Origin of the sequence: Microtetraspora malaysiensis, assembly GCF_001528665.1 — a bacterium.
GTDB classification, from domain to species: domain Bacteria; phylum Actinomycetota; class Actinomycetes; order Streptosporangiales; family Streptosporangiaceae; genus Microtetraspora_A; species Microtetraspora_A malaysiensis.
Genome location: NZ_BBYJ01000024.1, coordinates 150,362 through 167,567, shown reverse-complemented (window position 1 = coordinate 167,567; position 17,206 = coordinate 150,362). Strand labels below are relative to the sequence as shown.

Below are 17,206 nucleotides of genomic sequence, written 5' to 3'. Positions count from 1 at the left end.
CGCAACGATGTGGCTCGTCCCCCTCATCGTGCTGGTCTCCGCCTGCTCGGGCGGCGGATCGCAGGGGGCATCCGCGGACGACGTGCTGGTGGTGGTCAGCGCGCCGATGTCCACTGAGCCGTGGATCGGCACCTTCATCGAACAAGGGGCGCGCCTCGCGGTCGACGAGCTCAACGCACACGGCGGGGTCACCACCCCGTCCGGAGCACGCCGAGTCAAGCTGGCGGTGCTCGACAACGCCGGGTCGCCGGCCAAGGCCGCGGCGAACGCCCGCAAGGCAGTCGACGACCACGCGGCCGTTCTGCTCACCGACGGGACCGGCGCGGCCTCCGTCGCCTCGGTCACCGACCCGGCACACCTGCCGGTCTTCATCTGCTTCGAAGGCGGCGATGCGCTGATCGACCCGTCCCGCTGGCCAAGCCTGTTCCGGATGGCGCCGGCCAACAAGCCGATGGCGCGCCGGCTCGCCGACTACATCGCGAACAGCCGCCCCAAGGTCGGCGTGATCAGTGACGACTCCACGTACGGAGAGCAAGGCCGGGACGCGCTGCTGCAAGCCTTCAAGATCGACGAGGTGGAGGTGGTGGCGGACCAGAAGGCACCGACACGTTCCTCCGACCTGACGACGCAGGTGCTGGCCGCGCGGCAGGCGGGTGCCGACAGGCTTGTGGTGTGGGCCAGCGCGAGCGACGTGATCGCCGCCGTCCAGGCCGTCCACGCACTGGGCTGGAAGGTGCCCATCTACACCGGACCGACCGGTGAAGACCCGCTGGTCCGCCAGCGCCTCGCCGAGCATCCGGACTGGCTCGACCAGGTCATCTTCGTCTCGTTCCGGATGACCAGCGAGGTCGGGCCGAGGCCGTTTGAGGAGTTCCGCGCCAACTACGAGGCGAAGATGGGCGTCGATCTGGTCGGCGTCCACCAGGACGGCAAGCAGGTCGTGCAGCCGCCAGACTGGCCGATGTTCTCCTACGACGCGGTTCGCCTGATCGCCGCATCGCTCAGCGAAGCCGGCGCACCCGGCAAACCCCTCATGGAGGCGCTGAACAAGGTCAGCATCACCGGCGCCAACGGTGACTACCGGGGCTACGGGGCCAGCCAGCATGAGGGTGTCAACCCCAGCGACATGTACTTCGGCAAATTCCGCGGCTTCGTCTTCGAACCCGTCGGCGACGACCCGCTCTCCGACACCCTCCCCTCCGTGAACCAGCTGCAAGACTGACGCCCGTCACTGCGGCGACGTGGCGTTGGCGAGCGTCTGCTGCTTGAGCGTCGCGGTCGACGAAGGTCCCTCTTGCCTTGCCCGTCCTACGTGGCGAACGTCAGGTTGAGCCGGGTGTGGGCTACCGTCAGGTCAGCCCGTGCCCGGCCGGTGTCGGCGATGCCGGGTCGCCTGCCCCCTGGAGCTCAATCCCCACAACGATCTTTGGGTCGAGCCGTACGTGTATGCGGGCGACGGCCAGTTGGTCCAAAGCTAACTCTTCAGGGCGTTCCCGTCTCCGAAGTACATCCGCCCGATCCGCGGATCGGCCGCCACCTCCGCGGTGCGCCCACTGAGGATCACGTGACCTCCTTGGAGCACGACGAGCCGATCGGCGAGCCCCAAAGCCAACTGAAGGTGTTGCTCGATGAGCACGACAGCCGTGCCCCCTGCTCGAATGGCAGCGATGCCTTCGCTGAGCGCGGCGATCGACGTGGGAGCCAGACCGGCCGACGGTTCGTCGAGGACCAGCAGTGAGGGGTCCGACATGAGGCCACGGCCGATGACGAGCATCTGCTGCTCTCCGCCGGACAAACTGCCGGCGCGCTGCGTACGCCGCTCCGCCAGTCGCGGAAAGGTGCGGTAGACGCCCTCTCGCCGTTCGGCGACGACGTTCTTTCTGCGGCCGTCGAGATAGGCGCCGAGGGCGAGGTTCTCCTCGACCGTGAGACTGGGGAAGACGCGTCGACCGTCGGATACGTGACTCAGTCCCCACTGGACGATCCGCTGCGGACCACAGCGGGTGACATCCCGGCCATCGAGCAGCACCTCGCCCGAGCTCGCCCGATGCAGGCCCGAAACCGAACGGGCGACGGTCGTCTTACCCGCGCCGTTGCCGCCGAGTAACGCGACGATCTCGCCGCGCTCGACGTGAAAGGACACGCCGTCCAGCACCGGGACAGCGCCGTAGCCGGCGCATAGTTCGCGGACCTCGAGCAGCGCCACACCGTCTCCTCTCAGTACGTCAGCCGTGGGCGGACGATAGATCGACATCGCCGAGGTAGACCCGACGTACCGCAGGGTCGGCGGCCATCGACTCGGGGGTTCCGCCCGCCAGCACCCGGCCGCGATCCAGGACGGTGATCCTGTCGGCGACGCCGTAGACCAGCGCCAGGTCATGTTCGACCAGCAGAATGGCCGTGCCGTCTTCTGCGAGTCGACGCAGGACACGGGCCAACGTGGCTCGTTCCGGGCCGGTCATGCCGACGGCTGGTTCGTCGAGCAGGAGCACGCGCGCCCCAGTCGCGACGGCTCGGGCCACCTGCAGGAGGCGTTGTTCGCCGGCGCCGAGCTCCCTCGGGCGGTCGAACGCGTGCTCGGCGAGTTCCGTCAGATGCAGCGCCCTCCACGCTTCGCGGTCAGCGGCGGCAGAGTGGTCCCGTACCGACGCACTTCCGAGAAGGTGTCGGACGGCGGCGAACGGCATCGGTGTTGCTCCGTGCACTCCCAGCAGCACCTGACGGTGAGGCGAGAGCCCCTCCAGACCGACCGTGCGCTGGAAAGTACGGGTCACTCCCTTCCTGACCATCTCGAGCTGGCCGGCCCTGGTGACGTCGGTCGCCTCCACCAGAATCCGGCCGCCCGTGGGCTGCAGGGCGCCGGCGAGGGCACGTAGGGCTGTCGTCTTGCCGCTGCCGTTAGGTCCGATGAGTGCGTGGATCTCTCCGGCTCGTACCTCCAGATCGACCCCCGTGAGGATGCGCGTCTCCCCGATAGCGACATCCAACCCCTGGGCAGCCACCACCACCCCCTCTTCGGAAGCGGTGCGTGCGGCGAATTCTCCGGAAGGTTCCCCCGGCTCGCGCGGGCGCTCCGCGCGCTCGGGCCACCGGCCCGCCAGCCGTTCGATCGGCCCGCGGAGGAACGGAACCGCGACCAGCACCAAGGCGGTGAGCACGCCACCGGAGCGTTCAGACGGAAGACCAACCGCGCCGGCGAGCGAGTCGGCCAGCGGTGGGATCACGGCGATCACGAGCAGGCCGAGCACCGGCCCCCACAGCCGTGCCGTGCCCCCGATCAGCACCGCCACGAACAATTGCAGGGACAGCAGTGGCGAGACGTCAGACGGCGCGGCGACCCCAAGCAGCACGGTGATGCCCCCGCCGGACACCGCTGCGACGGCCGCGGTCGCGGCGAAGAGGGCAGCCCTGCGGTGAAGCACCGGCACCCCGAGGGATGTGGCAAGCGCGGGAGCTTCGCGAAGGGCCGCCCAGACCAGTCCGGCCGGCCCGCGGTTCAATCGGGCGACGGCGGCCAGCAACAGCAGACACACCGACCCCGCCACGGCGAGGTGCACCAGCGGTGTAAGGGTGATTGTCACCCCGAAGATCTGTGAGTGCAGCCGGGCCGGTGACGGGCGAATCAGCCCTTGGCTCCCACCGGACACGGCGGGAAACGCACGAAGGATCGCGTACACGAGCCAGGCGAACGCCCACGTCGACAGCGCAACCGCCGCGCCACGCAGACGAGCCGTGAGCAGGCCGACCAGGTAGCCGGCGAACGCCGCAAGAGCGGCGCCGGTGAACACGGCCGCGACGAGCGGCAAGCCCGCACGTTCCAGATGCACCACACCGAAGCTGCCCACGGCCAGGAACGCGCCCTGGCACAGGACGGGTTGCCCTCCGTACGAAACGGACAGAGCCAGCCCGAGGACCGCGATCAACAGATACAGGTGATGCGCCAGCTCGACGATCATTCAGGGTCCTCACGCAGCCGCAATCGCTGGCCCTGTCGCCCCAGGGCCAGCACGATCAGCAGAATCGCCAGCGGCACCACGTCGGCGTAGCGCGGGCCAAGAACGCTTGACGCGGTAATGAACGACTCGATCACACCAAGCGCTAGCCCTCCGGCCAGCGCGCCACGCACCGATCCCAGGCCGCCCAACAACGCAGCCGCTATCGCCTTGAGGCCGAGGATGACGCCATCGTCAACACCAACCGAACGGTCCGGTGAGAGCAGAAGCCCCGCCAGACCTGCCAACGCGCCGGCCACCACGAAAGCGATGAGCACCAGCCGTCGCACCGGAAGTCCGAGCAGCGCGGCAGCGGTGGGATCCTCACTGACCGCCTTCATCGCCGTGCCCGTCCCGGTGAGCACGAGCAGCCGCTCGACCAGGACCCCCACAGCCAGCCCGATCCCCATGACACCGAGAGCGCGAACCCCCACCGTCTCTCCGCCGGGCAATTGCAGCACCCCTGAAGGCGTCACCCGACCCAGCCGCAACGGATCCGGCACCGCGTAGGCGTTCTGAGTGAGCACCAGCCCGAGAACCTCCCGGATCAGGAGCCCGGCGGCCAGGCCACCCGCCACCCAGCCCAGGACATCCCCATGGGTGGACTGGCGCCCGACTCCCTGCAGGAAGGGCCTTATCGCGATGAGGTAGACACCCGCTGACAGTGCGGCTCCGGCAGCGATGACCAGCACCGCCAGCCCGACCGAGTGCGTCACGTCGAGGGTTGCCGCCACCGGTGTGGACCCGAGCACCACCAGCACACCGATGAACACGCCACCGATCACGAGATCACCGTGTGCGAAAGCGATCACCCTGGTGAGTCGGTAGACGAGGCTGAACCCCATCGCGATCAAGCCGTAGGCCGTACCCAGAGCCAATCCGCTCAGGAACGCCTGCAGGGCCACCCCGCCGCTCACCGAACACCATCCTCAGTGATCGGCGAGCCGGATGAGTGATAGCAGTAGATGTCGACGCACCCTTCGTCAGTCTTCGGAGGGGGATCTTATAGCTTCCGCGCCCGCGCGTCGGGATGCGTCGGCCCGTCATCCAGCCGACCCGGCCCACTGCGATGGACTGCACCGCTCTGTGTTGGAACTCTTCGAAATCCAGGCCGAGCCGCCGGCCGCTCCTTCCGTGAGCACGCAGACGTGGACATCAATGTCTTGCGCCGCAACCAGCTCTGAACTATCGGCCAACCCACTGTGGCGCCGTCTGATGACCCACCCGGAAGAGATGCAGGCGGTGGCTCGCAAGCTCGACCCGGCACGGGTCACCACCATGAGCGACAACCCTGTCACGGCGTTGACGGAGTTCGTCGCCGACCGCTCTGGTCGCGGTGAGCTCGTCCACGCCGTAATTCCGCGAGAGCGGAACCGCGTCAGATCGGCACGGCACTTCTGCGGAACTCGCGGGGGCTGACGCCCCGGACCCGCTTGAAGGCGGTACTCAGCGCGAAGGCGCTGCCGTAGCCGACCTGTCCGGCCACCGCGCCGACGGTGGCGTCGGAGTCGCGCAGCAGGTCGGCGGCCAGGGCCAGCCGCCAGCCCGTCAGGTAGGCCATGGGCGGCTCCCCGACCAGCTCGGTGAACCGCCGATAGAGCGCGGCCCGCGACGCGCCCACCTCCGTGGCCAGCGCGGACACCGTCCAGGGGTGGGCCGGATCGCCGTGTAGCAGCCGCAGCGCCGGGCCGACCACCGGATCGCCGGACGCGTTGTACCACCCGGGGGTATTCGCGTCAGGGCGCGAGAACCACGCGCGCAGCACGGTGACCAGGAGCAGGTCGAGCAGCCGGTCCAGGACCACCTCCTGGCCGGGCTCGTCCCGGGAGATCTCCTGCTCCAGAAGCGCGATGAGAGGGCTCTCCCACGCGTCGCCGGGCAGCGCCAGCAGTGGCGGCAGCGCGTCCAGCAACCGCCTGCTGATCTCGGAACTCGGCCGGTAGGTGCCGACGAGCAGCGCCGCCGGGCCGTCCAGGCTGTCTCCCCAGGTGCGTACGCCCAGGTGCATGGCCTCGGACACGTCCTCGCCGTCGGGCGTCGTGCAACGCTGCCCCGGATGGATCACCACTCGTGGCGGCGTGGCCGGATCGCCCGCGAAGGTGTACGCGTCCGGTCCGCGCGTGATCGTGACGTCGCCCGGGCGGAGCCGTACGGCGTCGCCGCGGTCGGGAACCACCCACGCCTCGCCGCGCACGACGGTGACCAGGGAGAGCGGGGCCCGGTCCTCGATCCGCACGGACCACGGCGGAGTCATGATCGTCTGGAGCAGGAAGGCTCCCCGGGCCCTCGGGCCCTCCACCAGTCTCGCGAGCGCGTCCATGCTCTAAGCGTAGACGCCTGAACATGAAATCGAGTAGATGGGCCATGTTCTGTCTCGTAGCATCCGGGTTGAATTGGATCACGCAAGGAGAACGACCGCAGGGTCGAGATCCGAGCACGACTGAAGGAGCACGGATGTTGTTCGCGTTGACGGCCGCCTCGGCGGTGGTGGCACTTCTCCTGACCGGCGCGATCGCCGGTCTGTTCTACGGCTACTCGGTTTCGGTGATGCCGGCCTTCGACGGGATCGCCGCCGAGCACGGGATCGCCGCGATGCGCAGTGTCAACGAGAGGATCCTCAACGGGCGGTTCTTCGCCTCGTTCTTCGGCACGCCGGTCGCGTGCGCGGTGACGGGCGGGCTGCTTCTCGCGCTCGGCGAGACTCCGGCGGCCGTCCTCTTCTTCGCCGCCGCCGCGACGTACGTGCTGGGCGCGTTCCTGCCCACCGTCGTCGTCAACGTGCCGATGAACGAGGCGCTCGCGGCGGCGACCGTACCGGCCGACCCGGACGAGGCCGCGCGCCTCTGGGCGGAGTTCTCCGGGCGGTGGACCCGGTGGAACACCGTACGTGCGGTGTTCTGCCTGGTCAGCCTGCTCCTCGTCGGTCTCGCCGGGTTCGTCTGGGCGCGCTCCTGAGCGTATGGACGGCAGTGACTTGGCACCCACATACATCACATTTAAGGGAGAAACAGTGCAGACGATCCTCGTGCTGGGCGGCACCGGCAAGACCGGCCGCCGCGTCGTGACCCGGCTCCACGAGCGTGACCTGCCCGTTCGGGTCGGGTCGCGCTCCGGTGACCCCGCCTTCGACTGGGAGGACCCGGCGACGTGGGCGCCCGCGCTCCAAGGCGTCGGGGCGGTGTACGTGTCGTACTACCCGGACCTGGCCGTGCCGGGGGCGCCCGAGGCGGTCGGCGCGTTCGCCCGGCTGGCGGTCGACTCCGGCGCGCGGCGGCTGGTCCTGCTGTCCGGCCGGGGCGAGGAGGAAGCCCAGGCGGCGGAGCGAGCGTTGATCGACTCCGGAGCCGACTGGACGATCCTGCGGGCGGCCTGGTTCGACCAGAACTTCAGCGAGAACTACCTGCTGGAGCCCGTCCTGGCCGGTCATGTCGTCCTTCCCGCCGGTGATGTGGCCGAGCCGTTCGTCGACGCCGACGACATCGCCGACGTGGCGGTCGCGGCGCTGACCGAGGACGGGCATTCCGGCCAGATCTACGAGCTGACCGGTCCCCGGCTGCTCACCTTCGCGGACGCGGTCGCCGCCATCGCCGCCGCGTCCGGCCGGGAGATCGGCTACACCCGGGTCTCCCCGGAGGACTACGCGGGCGCGCTGGCCGCCGAGGGCGTGCCGGCCGACGTCATCGACCTGCTCATCTATCTGTTCACCACGGTGCTGGACGGGCGCAACGCCTCCCTGGGCGACGGCGTGCGGCGCGCTCTGGGACGGTCGCCCCGCGACTTCGCCGACTACGCCCGCGAGGTAGCCGCCACCGGCATCTGGAAGGCGGCCGACGCGTAGGTCCGAGCGCTTCGAACGACAGCCCCGCAGGGCCTCGGCACCGGCTGCCGAGGCCCTTTCGGGTTGCCCCGCTCTCAGCTCAGTGAGGCGAGAACCGCGTTGCCGTGGGAGGCGGCTACAGGTTGCTTACGTGCTTGGCGTGGTCTTGCCTGTCGTGGATGCAGCAGCGGTCGAAGTCGAAGGGTTCGGCTGATGCTTCCTGCCAGATTGCCATTCTGTTGGGGCGCTGGGCGGAGGGGTCGATCACTCTGAGGATGACGAGCGCGACGACTTCTTCGGCTCCGTGTTCGAACAGTGTGGATGCGGCGCTCTGTACATGAGCGCCGGACACGAACAGGTCGTCCACGAGGAGTACCCGATGGCCGCGTAACACCTGATGTTCTTTCTGTGCGCCCAACAGGTGGAAGGCGCCGGGGTGGGAGTTCCGCGCATTGAGCGTTGGCGCATGCTCGTCGTTGGCCAGCAGAAGTTGCAGCCTGTGCAGGACCTTCAATGCTCTGACCATATTGATGACCTGCGTCAGGATGTGGAACGCCTCGATGGGCCGGTTCCTTCGGGTGCTGGGAATGGAGGTCACCAGCGTGAACGGCCCGCCGGCCAAGCCGGTGAGGCATGCTTGGTGGGCCTGGTAGAAGCGGGATAGGGTCGCCGCCATCACGGTTTGGCGGTCCATCCAACTTGGGGCTGCCGGCACGAATTCCCTGCGGGTCACGATCGTGTACAGGCCGTTGTCGTCGCCGTTTTGGACAGCTAACGAGATGGGCACCACATGCGTGGCCGGGCGATAGAGCCCGCGCATGGTGCGGTCGCAACTTGAGCAGACGTCGTATGGCTCTCCCGTGTCGCGCCTGTTGTTGGGCCCCGTGTGGCAGATCCGGCAGACTCCGGAGCGTATCGCCGGAACGTTCCTGTACAGATGGATGACGTTGTCGGTGACTGCCCTGGCGTCACCCATGATCAGAACATGGTCGTTTGGGAGCACATATCTACGAGATTGACTGCGTGCTTGGACAGTTTGTCAGTGTCCTGGACGACAGTGATGCCTCCCCGGAACCCTGCCTGTGCGACCCACGAGTGTTCCTGCTGAAGCTGGTGGGGCACGAAGACATGCTTGCCCGTCTTCAGCACGCTTTCGGTGCAGCGGTGGCCGGGTCCGCCGTCGCCGCCGTCCACGATGTACACGGTGGCGGCCAATCCGCAGGTCACGACGCGTTCCTGCGCGATCGTGCAGTCGGTGGGGGCGGTGTCGGGCCAGAACGGGGAGACCAACGCGCCGCACCGGCCTATCTGCCGCGCGACATTCGTGTACGGCCCGAGCGTGTCGGGTGCGGCTATCCCACCGACCAGCACGCCGAGCGTGCGCCCGCCGGCTTCGAGTGCGGCCTCGTGGACGGCTGCGTCCAGGTCGGTGCGCAGCGGCGCGATGACGGTAAGCCCGGCCTCGGCCACAGCGCGGGCGGCTGCGGAGGCCTGCTCGCTGTCGTGCTCGCCGACGATGGCGACGGCCCGGTAGTCCTCGGGAGCCATCCGGCCGCGAACCCACACGAACGGCGGGTAGTTGTTCGCCCACATCATGTTGCCGGGGTAGGTGTCGTCGAGAACGGTGATGAGGTGGACGTCGTCGGCGCGCATGGTGGTGATGAGGTCGCGTGCCTGATCGAGGTCTTCGACGCTGACGCGGGAGCGGAGATCGGCGGCGTGCGCCTGGTCGGTCTCGTCCAGTCCGATGACATCCCCATCCGTGAGCTTGAGGGCGCTGCCTGCGGCGGCGATGACGCGGGCAGTGTGGTGCCAGGGCTGTGTGCGGGTGGCCTTGGTGAGGGCGAGGACGGCGGCTTGCTCGTCGATCCTGGTCATGGTCATCACCATCTCGAACGTGGTTTCGGTGTGAACGTATGCGCCGACACCGACAAAAGCGGCGACGGGGCGTGGTTGCCTTGGGCCATCGTGCCGAGGTCGGCACCGTGGCGGCGCGAGTATGCCGGGTTGGACTCATCGTTCGGCGACTTCCTCCGTGGACTCCCTGCCGCTTGGTGCAGCCGGGCCCGTACACCAACTCGGTGGTGGCGTCACGGACGTCCACCATATGCGTCCGACTGAAAATCGACTTTCTCCATATCCGAAATTCATTTATTGCCAAGTGGCGCATGGTCTATGTGTGCCAGATGTATTATTGTCTGCAATAGTAAATTGTCGCGATCAAGAAATGCAGTCTGCGACACTGATCTGCCCTCCTTTGGAGGAGCGGAAAGTCGAGCCCGCCACCACCGGTATCCCGGCGGCGCGGGAGCCGGAACGGCCACCGGAGCAAGGAGACGGTGATGAACGACCGGAAAACTGCGCTGAGAATGCCCTATCGCATCCTCGTGATCACGGCGGCGGTCGTTCCGGTTGTCCTCTCCACCGCGGTCGGGTCTGTGCTGGTGAACGATGCGCCGGTTTTTCCGGATAATGCCGGAGAGTGGGGAAAGCTCTGTCTCGGAGCTGCCCTGCTGGTGTTTGCGGCTTTTGGCCTGACTTTCCTTGGATGGCTGGCCGGAGTGCTTCTGAGGCGGCCCGAGAATGAGGATGGGCTTCGCTTTCTCGAATTGTTGAACCGGATGGGAGTGGTCTTCAAGAAGCCGAGCAGGGTGATCGCCACCCTGGTCGCGCTCGCAGTCCTCGCCATGATCGCGTGGCTGGTTCCGGACGACGGGCTGGAGCCGGGCGTACTGCGCATCATGAGTGCCCGGGACGAAAGCGGGGCGGCCAACGCCCGGGGAATACTCGTGCAGCAGTGGAATCAGGCCCACCCGGACAATAAGGTGGAGTTCATCGGTTTGGGCACCGAGCCTGATTCACAGCACGCGAGAATGGTCGATGACGCGCGAGAGGCCGGCGCCCATGAGGCGGACGTGTACGTCCTCGACGTCGTCTACATGCCGGAGTTCATCGGAAACGGCTACATACGGCCGATCGACGAGTCCAGGCGATCCCCCAAGGAGAAGGGGGATGACTTCCTCGACAACGTCCTGAACACGTGCAAGGACATGAGCGGGACCCGCGACGGACTGTGGGCGCTTCCCTGGAACACGGACGCGGGATTGCTCTACCGGCGTTCGGAGGGGCGCGGGCCGACGAGTTGGAACGATTATTTCCCTGGTTCCGCCAACGTGGCCCGGCTGGTCAATTCGGAGAGCCTGACGGTCACCGCGCTGGAGGCGATCTGGGCCCACGACGGTGAAGTGGTGAACCGCGACGGGCAGCTCGTGCTGACGCCGGACAAGAGCGCCGTCGACTTCGACCAGGACGCCCGTGACGCATTGAAGGACCTGGCGGACGCCTATCGAGGAAAGGACCCGGAGGATTCGGTCGACTCTGAGACGGCGGCTCTTCAGGCATTCGTAAGCGGAAGAGCCGGTGTCATGCGCAACTGGCCGGTGGCGTACGAAAAACTGGTCAAGCCCGTGAACAGGATTCCCTCTCTCGAGGTCACGCAACTTCCACACGAGAGCGTGCTCGGCGGGCAGAATCTGGCCGTTTCGGCGTGGACCCGAAAGCCGCGGGCGGCCCAGGAGCTGATCGAGTTTCTCACGAGCCCGTCCAGCGAATTGATTCTCTTCGAAGTCGGGGGATTCGCCCCAACTCGGGATTATGCGTATACGTATGCCACACGCCCCTACCGGGACGAACTCAGGGCCGCCGTGGTGAAAGCGCGTCTCCGCCCGGTCACGCCGCACTACACCGATTTCAGTGCGACGTTCCGCGAGGGCATCCTTTATGCCATCAACAACAAGGGGCGATATCCGGCCGATTTCCCCCGGAAGCTGGCGAGCGTCGCCGCGGGCGGCTCGCCTGACAATTAACCGCCCCGGTTGCTCTTAAACGCGACAGAAACCGCGGTGTCCGCGGGAGTTCCGTTGCCGCACCAATATTCGTCACCGCCTGAATGCGAACCGTAACTGTCTCGTTGTCGCATACTCATCGACGGTTCCTCAACGACGTGAGGGAACGACGGCAGGGCGTACTGCATGACGGTGCGGCCGTGTGGCGGCCCGTGATGTGGACGGCGGTCGACTTCGCTGGTGGTCATTCAGGGAGGTGGTTGCGGCCTTAGTGTGAATTGGGGTATTTGTCTTCGGTGCTGCTGGTGAAGATAATCGGAGTGGCCATCTCCGCCCTTACAGCGGACATCATGCTCGCGCTCAGCGACTGCTCTCCGGCGCACGGAATCGGATCCCCGACAACCTGCCGTGGTCGGTCGCCTCGCTCACTCCAGGACGTTGTTACGCCCGGGTCTGCCGGCAACTTGGTGTCGACTGACGGGGCGGAGCTGGAACGGTTCTCATGTCGTGAGGCCAAGCAGCTGAAGGCCGTCGATGGGGTGGATTCAGGAGGGTCGTCACCGGGATGATGACCCGGGAACCGGAGTGCTCGGGCCCGGATGGGAGCGCGTCGTGATGACGCGCGATCCCAGGCTCCGGCGGGCCGTGAAGTAGCTGAACTCCGAGGCTCAGGAAGTGCCGCGCAGCTCCAAGAGGCCTTCGGCGATCCTCGCCACTCCCTCCTCGATCACGTGCTCGTCCGGGGTGAGACTGATCCGGAAACACCGTGTGGCGTAGGTCGCCTCGGGGGCCATCGAGAGCGGATTCACGAAGAAGTGGCGACCGGGCACGATGAACACCTTCTTCGTCTTCATCAGCTGGTACAAGGCCATGTCATCGAACCAGTCGTGATCGATCCATAGCCAGCAGAACATCCCGCCTTCTCCCGCGTGCAGCCGCCAGTTGATCGAATCAGGCAGGAGATCGGTCAGCAGGCGCTCCACATAGTTGCGGCGGTCCCGGTAGAACGGGCGGATCACCGAGGAGGCGAGCGAGTCCAGCAGCCCGGAGGACAGTGCCCTGGCCGCCACCAGTTGCATGAGCTGCGGGGCGTGCAGGACAGAGTTGGCCATGAACGACACCATCGACTGGATGTAATGGCGTGGTCCGATCGCGAAACCGATGCGTTCGGCAGGCAGGCCCGCCTTGGACAAGGTGAAGCAGTTGATCACGTGATCGTCCCACCGCGGCGCCACTTCTGAGGCCGCGACGAGTGGGAATGGGGCGCCGTAGGCGTGGTCGACGATCAGCGGTACGTCACGCCGCCGTGCCACGTCGATCAGCCGGGTCAGCTCGTCGCCGTCGATACTCCGGCCGGTTGGATTGCTCGGGCTGGACAGGAGGAGCATGCCGATATCGGGGCACCGCTCCAGTGCCTCGAAGTCGAAGGCGTAACGAAAGGATCGGTCGCCGGTCAGCTCGACTTCGGGGGCGATGCCGGCCACGCCGTCCGGCTCCAGGGACAATCCCATGTAGCCGGCGTAGTCCGGCGTCATGGGCAGGACGACACGCCGGAACGAGTCCTCCCCGGCCGGGCCCGCGAACAGGGCGGTGGCGATGAAGAAGAGCATCTGGCTGCCCGGGCCCACTACGACATTGTCCGCCGTGATGTCCCAGCCGTAGCGGGCGTTGAAAGAGCGGACGATCTCCTCGACCAAGGCGGGCATGCCGCGCGAAGGCCCGTACCGGCTGCTCGTCGCGGTGAAGTCCTCTGCCGCGACGGTCGCGGTCAGGCTGCTCCAGGCGTCGATGACCTCCTTGATCGTGGCAGGGTTGCCGATGCTCAGGTTCAGCCAGTCGGACGCGTCCACGGCGGTGGAAGTCGCGACGTCCTCCATGATGGCGCGAAGGCCCGACATATCGGACATCTTCTGGCCGCTCCGCGATAACTGCACTCTTCCGTTTCCCCTTCTTGGATCTCGCCGGCTACCGGCACATGCGCACGGTGCCGGCGATGTCGGGTGAGTGTGCCGCCGCACAAACCCCGGCCGCCGGCTCGGGCGGGCCGTGCGACGGGGTGACTGTCATTTCGGGCGCTGGTACATGACGTGCAGGCCGAAGAGGCCGTCATCCGGGTGGTCGAACGCCTCGGGAACGGTCCCGATCACCTCGAAGCCGAGGGAACGCCACAGGTGGGCGGGCGCCTGTTCCATCCACCACGGCCGGGCCTCTCCGAGGGTCTGGTCCTCGGGAAATGGATATGTCCGCCCTTCCGCCATGAAGGCAGCGTAAAAGGGGTAAATGTCCGCCCAATCCTGATCCTCGGCGCCCCTGATGATCATTCGGTCAGCTTACTCCCTTGGTCCCTATTTTTAGCAGTGTGCGGCCCGAAATGCTGGAGGGTATTAATGGCACCAATTGTCGCTTTTGTGGCGCTGTGTCTTTTGATGAAGTCCTGGCCGGGCAGTGTGTGCGACAGGGCATTGGGGCGTTCGATGAACCGCCTGGCCCGGGCGTCTCATTCGATCGGACGTGTAGGACGACCCGGGTCGGAACGCGGCGCCGGGATCAGTGCGGCCGGCGGCGCCAGACCGAGGGGCTGACGCCGCGGGCGCGCTTGAACGCCACGCTGAAGGCGAAGGCGTCCTCGTACCCGACCGTGCGGGCCACGGCGGCGACGGTCGCCTCGGTGTCACGGAGCAGGTCCGCCGCCAAGGTCATCCGCCAGCTGGTGAGGTAGGTGAGCGGGGGCTCGCCAACCAGGCTGGTGAAGCGTGCGGCGAAAGCGGCGCGGGACATGCCGACCTTGGCGGCCAGCGCCGCGACCGTCCAGCGATGGGCGGGATCCTCGTGCAGATGCCGTAGCGCGTCGCCGATGGCGGGATCGGCCAGCGCCCGATGCCAGGCGGGCAGTTCCGACTCCGGCCTGGCGCACCAGGCTCGCAACGCCAGCACGAGCACGAGATCCAGCAGCCGGTCGAGGACGGCGTCCTGGCCGGGTTCGTCACCGGCGACCTCGGCGGCGAGCAGATCCAGCGCTGCCCGGGTCCGCGGCCCGGCGGGCACGACCGCCAGCGGCGGAAGCATGTCCAGTAGGCGGTTGCCCACGTCGCCGCGGAGCTCGTAGGCGCCCCGGATCATGATCGTGGCCCCGGGTAGACCGTCGCCGTAGGTGCGGGGGGCCAGACTCCGGTGCACCTCTGCCGCCTCCTCGCGTCCGCCGACGACGTATTTCTGCTGCCCCTGAATCACGATCTGGGGCGGGGCCGACGGAGGGTCGGCGATCGTGTACCGGCCGGTGGCGCTGATGAGGGCGATGTCACCGGCGGCAAGGCGCACGGACGCGGCGTCGTCGTCCAGCCGGATCGAGGCGTGGCCGCCGAGGGTGGTCACGACCGTGAGCGGAGGAGCGTCGGCGAAGGTCAGCGACCATGGCGGGCGCTGGACCAACTGCCGGACCAGCGCGGTTTGGGCTCGGGCCCGGTGCAGCAGATCGCTCAGGACGTCCACTCCGTTCACGGTAGACGATCACAAATGTACGCCGGACGTTCTCCCATGGATCGTCTTCGAATTCTGGAGTTCCCTGAATGGAATGAAGAACATCCTCATCCTCGGCGGCACCGGCAAGACCGGTCGCCGCATCGTCCGGCGTCTCCTGGACGCCGGACGGCCGGTACGGACGGCCTCCCGCACCGCCGGTGACATCCCCTTCGACCTGGGCGACCCGACGACGTGGGCGCCCGCGCTCGACGGCGTCACCGCCGCCTACGTCATGGAGCCCGACCTGCGGGCGAGTGTCGACCACCATGCGCGCATCCCCAGGTTCGTGGCCGAAGCGGTCGCCGCGGGCGTGCGGCGGCTGGTGTTGCTGTCGGCCTACGGCGTCGGCGAGGCCGACGACAGTCATCCCCTCAAGCCCGCCGAGCAGGCCGTGCGCGGCTCCGGCGTCGACTGGACCATCCTGCGACCGGACTGGTTCGCGCAGAACTTCAGTGAGAGCTTCTGGCGGGCGGGGGTCCTCGCCGGGGCCTTGTCCCTGCCCACCGGTGACGGCCGCACGCCGTTCGTCGACGCCGAGGACATCGCCGAGGTGGCCGCGTCCGCGCTGACCGAAGACCGCCACAGCGGCCAGATCTACCAGCTCACCGGCCCGCGGGCGATCAGCTTCGGCGCGGCGGCCGACCTCATCGGCAAGGCCGCCGGGCGCACGATCCGTCATGTCGACGTCGACCCCGACGTCTTCGTCGAGCGTCAAGTGGCCAACGGCGTCCCGGCCGACGTCGCTCGACGGCTCACCGGTCTCCTCGTGGAGATCCGCGACGGCCGGGGTTCCGCGGTCTCGGACGGTGTGGAACGCGCTCTCGGCCGGCCACCCAGGCCGTTCGAGGACTATGTCGCCGAGACCGCCGCCGCGGGCCACTGGAACTGACCGGGGCCAATCGACGAACCGCGTGATGGGAGCCCTTGTTATGAGAGGGCGCCCATCACGCGGCGGCGTGCCACAGCTGTATGCCGTTGACCACCAGTACGACCTCGATGTTGCCGCGGGTGGCGTTGGAGGAGGGGCACACCTGATGAGCCACCTGTACCAGGTCGGCGGCCTGGGCGGGGTCGTCGAATCCTTGGGCTGTCTGACTGAGCTCCACTGGTTTCGCCCGAAATGAAACCATGATCACGCTGTCTATCTGGGCGGTAGATTCCCGGCATGCGTGAAATAGGCACGACGGACGGCCGACTCCTCGCGGTGGAGGAATGGGGCGTCCCGGACGGCACCCCTGTGTTCTACCTGCACGGAAGTCCGATGGGACGGCTGGCTCGCCACCCGGACGACTCCGTGTTCACTGAGCGCGGTATCCGGCTGATCACCTTTGACCGGCCGGGGTTCGGCGGCTCCACCCCGAGGCCCGGACGCCGCGTGGTGGACGGCGCCGACGATGTCGCCGCCGTCGCCGACGCCCTCGGCCTTAACCGCTTCGCCGTCTACGGAGTCTCGGGCGGCGGCCCGCACGCGTTGGCGTTCGCGGCTCGTCACCCCGACCGCGTCACCCGGGTGGCCTCGCTTGCCGCGCTGGCGCCGCGCGACGCCGGGGGACTCGACTGGACCGCCGGGATGATGGACGGCAACATCCGCAGCGCCGCCGTCGCCCTGCAGGACCGCGAGGCGATGGCGGCCCACCTGGGGACGAACTCGTCCGGCCCGCCGCAGCTGCCCGCGACCGAGGCCGCCGTTCTCACCCGTCCCGAGATCAGTGCCATGCTCACGGCCGCGTACGCCGAAGCGGTCCGCCCCGGCATCGAGGGCTGGGTCGACGACGTCATGGCTCTGTTCGGGAGCCCGTGGGGTTTCGCGCCCACGACCATCACTGTGCCGGTACGGCTGTGGCACGGTGAACTCGACCCGGTCGTACCGGTCGCGCACGCTCGCTGGCTCGGCGCTCGTATCCCGACCGCGACATTGCTCGTTCAGCCCGACGCGGGCCACGCGGGTCACTTCGACGCGACCCCGGCCACCCTGGACTGGCTCCTGAACGGCGACCACACCCCCTCCGGCGAGTAGGTGCCGAGGCGATGTG

The 17,206-nt window shown here is 67.7% G+C and carries 16 protein-coding genes; 6 read left to right on the top strand and 10 right to left on the bottom strand.

Translation table 11 applies throughout. From position 1 onward, the window contains the following. The first annotated feature begins 28 nt into the window (after positions 1-28). A complete protein-coding gene (locus tag AWQ71_RS29190) occupies positions 29-1,222 on the top strand; it encodes an ABC transporter substrate-binding protein (protein ID WP_169806659.1) in 1,194 nt (397 codons plus the stop codon). A gap of 252 nt (positions 1,223-1,474) precedes the next feature. Here the strand turns inward: AWQ71_RS29190 and AWQ71_RS29185 are convergent, their stop codons facing one another. The 4 genes from AWQ71_RS29185 to AWQ71_RS29170 form a co-directional block, all read right to left on the bottom strand. Then, positions 1,475-2,206 carry an ABC transporter ATP-binding protein gene (locus tag AWQ71_RS29185; protein WP_067138768.1) on the bottom strand — a complete coding sequence of 244 codons (732 nt, stop codon included), beginning with the start codon at positions 2,204-2,206 and terminating at the stop codon, positions 1,475-1,477. A gap of 19 nt (positions 2,207-2,225) precedes the next feature. Further along, on the bottom strand, positions 2,226-3,956 hold the full coding sequence (locus AWQ71_RS29180; protein WP_067138766.1) for a branched-chain amino acid ABC transporter ATP-binding protein/permease: 1,731 nt from the start codon (positions 3,954-3,956) through the stop codon (positions 2,226-2,228). Next, positions 3,953-4,909 carry a branched-chain amino acid ABC transporter permease gene (locus AWQ71_RS29175; RefSeq protein WP_067138764.1) on the bottom strand — a complete coding sequence of 319 codons (957 nt, stop codon included), beginning with the start codon at positions 4,907-4,909 and terminating at the stop codon, positions 3,953-3,955. Before AWQ71_RS29175 ends, AWQ71_RS29180 begins: the two co-directional genes overlap by 4 nt. A gap of 461 nt (positions 4,910-5,370) precedes the next feature. Beyond that, complete coding sequence (locus AWQ71_RS29170) at positions 5,371-6,312, bottom strand: AraC family transcriptional regulator (RefSeq protein ID WP_067138762.1); 942 nt, start codon at positions 6,310-6,312, stop codon at positions 5,371-5,373. Positions 6,313-6,446: 134 nt separating this feature from the next. On the opposite strand from AWQ71_RS29170, the gene AWQ71_RS29165 reads away from it, so the two are divergent. Beyond that, a complete protein-coding gene (locus AWQ71_RS29165; RefSeq protein WP_067138760.1) occupies positions 6,447-6,947 on the top strand; it encodes an anthrone oxygenase family protein in 501 nt (166 codons plus the stop codon). Positions 6,948-6,951: 4 nt separating this feature from the next. Continuing rightward, entirely contained in the window at positions 6,952-7,830 is an 879-nt protein-coding gene (locus AWQ71_RS29160) for an NAD(P)H-binding protein (RefSeq protein WP_067138758.1), read from the top strand. Between the two features lie 115 nt (positions 7,831-7,945). Here the strand turns inward: AWQ71_RS29160 and AWQ71_RS29155 are convergent, their stop codons facing one another. Both AWQ71_RS29155 and AWQ71_RS29150 read right to left on the bottom strand, forming a co-directional pair. Beyond that, the gene (locus AWQ71_RS29155; protein ID WP_067138756.1) at positions 7,946-8,785 is read right to left on the bottom strand and encodes a phosphoribosyltransferase; all 840 of its coding nucleotides are present in this window, start codon (positions 8,783-8,785) and stop codon (positions 7,946-7,948) included. Positions 8,786-8,787: 2 nt separating this feature from the next. Continuing rightward, positions 8,788-9,687 carry a DNA-processing protein DprA gene (locus AWQ71_RS29150; RefSeq protein ID WP_169806658.1) on the bottom strand — a complete coding sequence of 300 codons (900 nt, stop codon included), beginning with the start codon at positions 9,685-9,687 and terminating at the stop codon, positions 8,788-8,790. A gap of 464 nt (positions 9,688-10,151) precedes the next feature. Between AWQ71_RS29150 and AWQ71_RS29145 the strand changes: the two genes are divergently transcribed. Further along, the gene (locus AWQ71_RS29145) at positions 10,152-11,675 is read left to right on the top strand and encodes an extracellular solute-binding protein (RefSeq protein WP_084259412.1); all 1,524 of its coding nucleotides are present in this window, start codon (positions 10,152-10,154) and stop codon (positions 11,673-11,675) included. Between the two features lie 647 nt (positions 11,676-12,322). On the opposite strand, the gene AWQ71_RS29140 is transcribed toward AWQ71_RS29145, so the two are convergent. The 3 genes from AWQ71_RS29140 to AWQ71_RS29130 all read right to left on the bottom strand — a co-directional run bounded on the left by AWQ71_RS29140 (position 12,323) and on the right by AWQ71_RS29130 (position 15,143). Further along, positions 12,323-13,588 (bottom strand): valine--pyruvate transaminase, encoded by a 1,266-nt coding sequence (locus AWQ71_RS29140; protein ID WP_281196302.1) that lies wholly within the window; start codon positions 13,586-13,588, stop codon positions 12,323-12,325. A 129-nt stretch (positions 13,589-13,717) separates the two neighbouring features. Beyond that, positions 13,718-13,912 carry a hypothetical protein gene (locus AWQ71_RS29135; protein WP_218002007.1) on the bottom strand — a complete coding sequence of 65 codons (195 nt, stop codon included), beginning with the start codon at positions 13,910-13,912 and terminating at the stop codon, positions 13,718-13,720. A gap of 289 nt (positions 13,913-14,201) precedes the next feature. Beyond that, on the bottom strand, positions 14,202-15,143 hold the full coding sequence (locus tag AWQ71_RS29130; RefSeq protein ID WP_067138746.1) for an AraC family transcriptional regulator: 942 nt from the start codon (positions 15,141-15,143) through the stop codon (positions 14,202-14,204). 82 nt (positions 15,144-15,225) lie between these two features. Here AWQ71_RS29130 and AWQ71_RS29125 point away from each other — a divergent pair, with 82 nt between their 5' ends. Further along, a complete protein-coding gene (locus AWQ71_RS29125) occupies positions 15,226-16,062 on the top strand; it encodes an NAD(P)H-binding protein (protein ID WP_067138744.1) in 837 nt (278 codons plus the stop codon). Between the two features lie 55 nt (positions 16,063-16,117). On the opposite strand, the gene AWQ71_RS42035 is transcribed toward AWQ71_RS29125, so the two are convergent. Then, a complete protein-coding gene (locus tag AWQ71_RS42035) occupies positions 16,118-16,279 on the bottom strand; it encodes an OsmC family protein (protein ID WP_157570640.1) in 162 nt (53 codons plus the stop codon). 59 nt (positions 16,280-16,338) lie between these two features. Between AWQ71_RS42035 and AWQ71_RS29120 the strand changes: the two genes are divergently transcribed. Next, positions 16,339-17,190, top strand: coding sequence for an alpha/beta fold hydrolase (locus AWQ71_RS29120; protein WP_067138742.1), 852 nt, complete (start codon positions 16,339-16,341; stop codon positions 17,188-17,190). The last annotated feature ends 16 nt before the right edge of the window (positions 17,191-17,206 follow it).

Excerpts from the sequence above, each read along its gene's own strand:
- AWQ71_RS29155 (WP_067138756.1), bottom strand. The coding sequence starts at position 8,785 with ATGGGTGACGCCAGGGCAGTCACCGACAACGTCATCCATCTGTACAGG.
- AWQ71_RS29120 (WP_067138742.1), top strand. The coding sequence starts at position 16,339 with ATGCGTGAAATAGGCACGACGGACGGCCGACTCCTCGCGGTGGAGGAA.
- AWQ71_RS29160 (WP_067138758.1), top strand. The coding sequence starts at position 6,952 with ATGGACGGCAGTGACTTGGCACCCACATACATCACATTTAAGGGAGAA.
- AWQ71_RS29170 (WP_067138762.1), bottom strand. The coding sequence starts at position 6,312 with ATGGACGCGCTCGCGAGACTGGTGGAGGGCCCGAGGGCCCGGGGAGCC.
- AWQ71_RS29125 (WP_067138744.1), top strand. The coding sequence starts at position 15,226 with ATGAAGAACATCCTCATCCTCGGCGGCACCGGCAAGACCGGTCGCCGC.
- AWQ71_RS29180 (WP_067138766.1), bottom strand. The coding sequence starts at position 3,956 with ATGATCGTCGAGCTGGCGCATCACCTGTATCTGTTGATCGCGGTCCTC.
- AWQ71_RS29150 (WP_169806658.1), bottom strand. The coding sequence starts at position 9,687 with ATGACCAGGATCGACGAGCAAGCCGCCGTCCTCGCCCTCACCAAGGCC.
- AWQ71_RS29165 (WP_067138760.1), top strand. The coding sequence starts at position 6,447 with ATGTTGTTCGCGTTGACGGCCGCCTCGGCGGTGGTGGCACTTCTCCTG.
- AWQ71_RS29135 (WP_218002007.1), bottom strand. The coding sequence starts at position 13,912 with ATGGCGGAAGGGCGGACATATCCATTTCCCGAGGACCAGACCCTCGGA.
- AWQ71_RS29145 (WP_084259412.1), top strand. The coding sequence starts at position 10,152 with ATGAACGACCGGAAAACTGCGCTGAGAATGCCCTATCGCATCCTCGTG.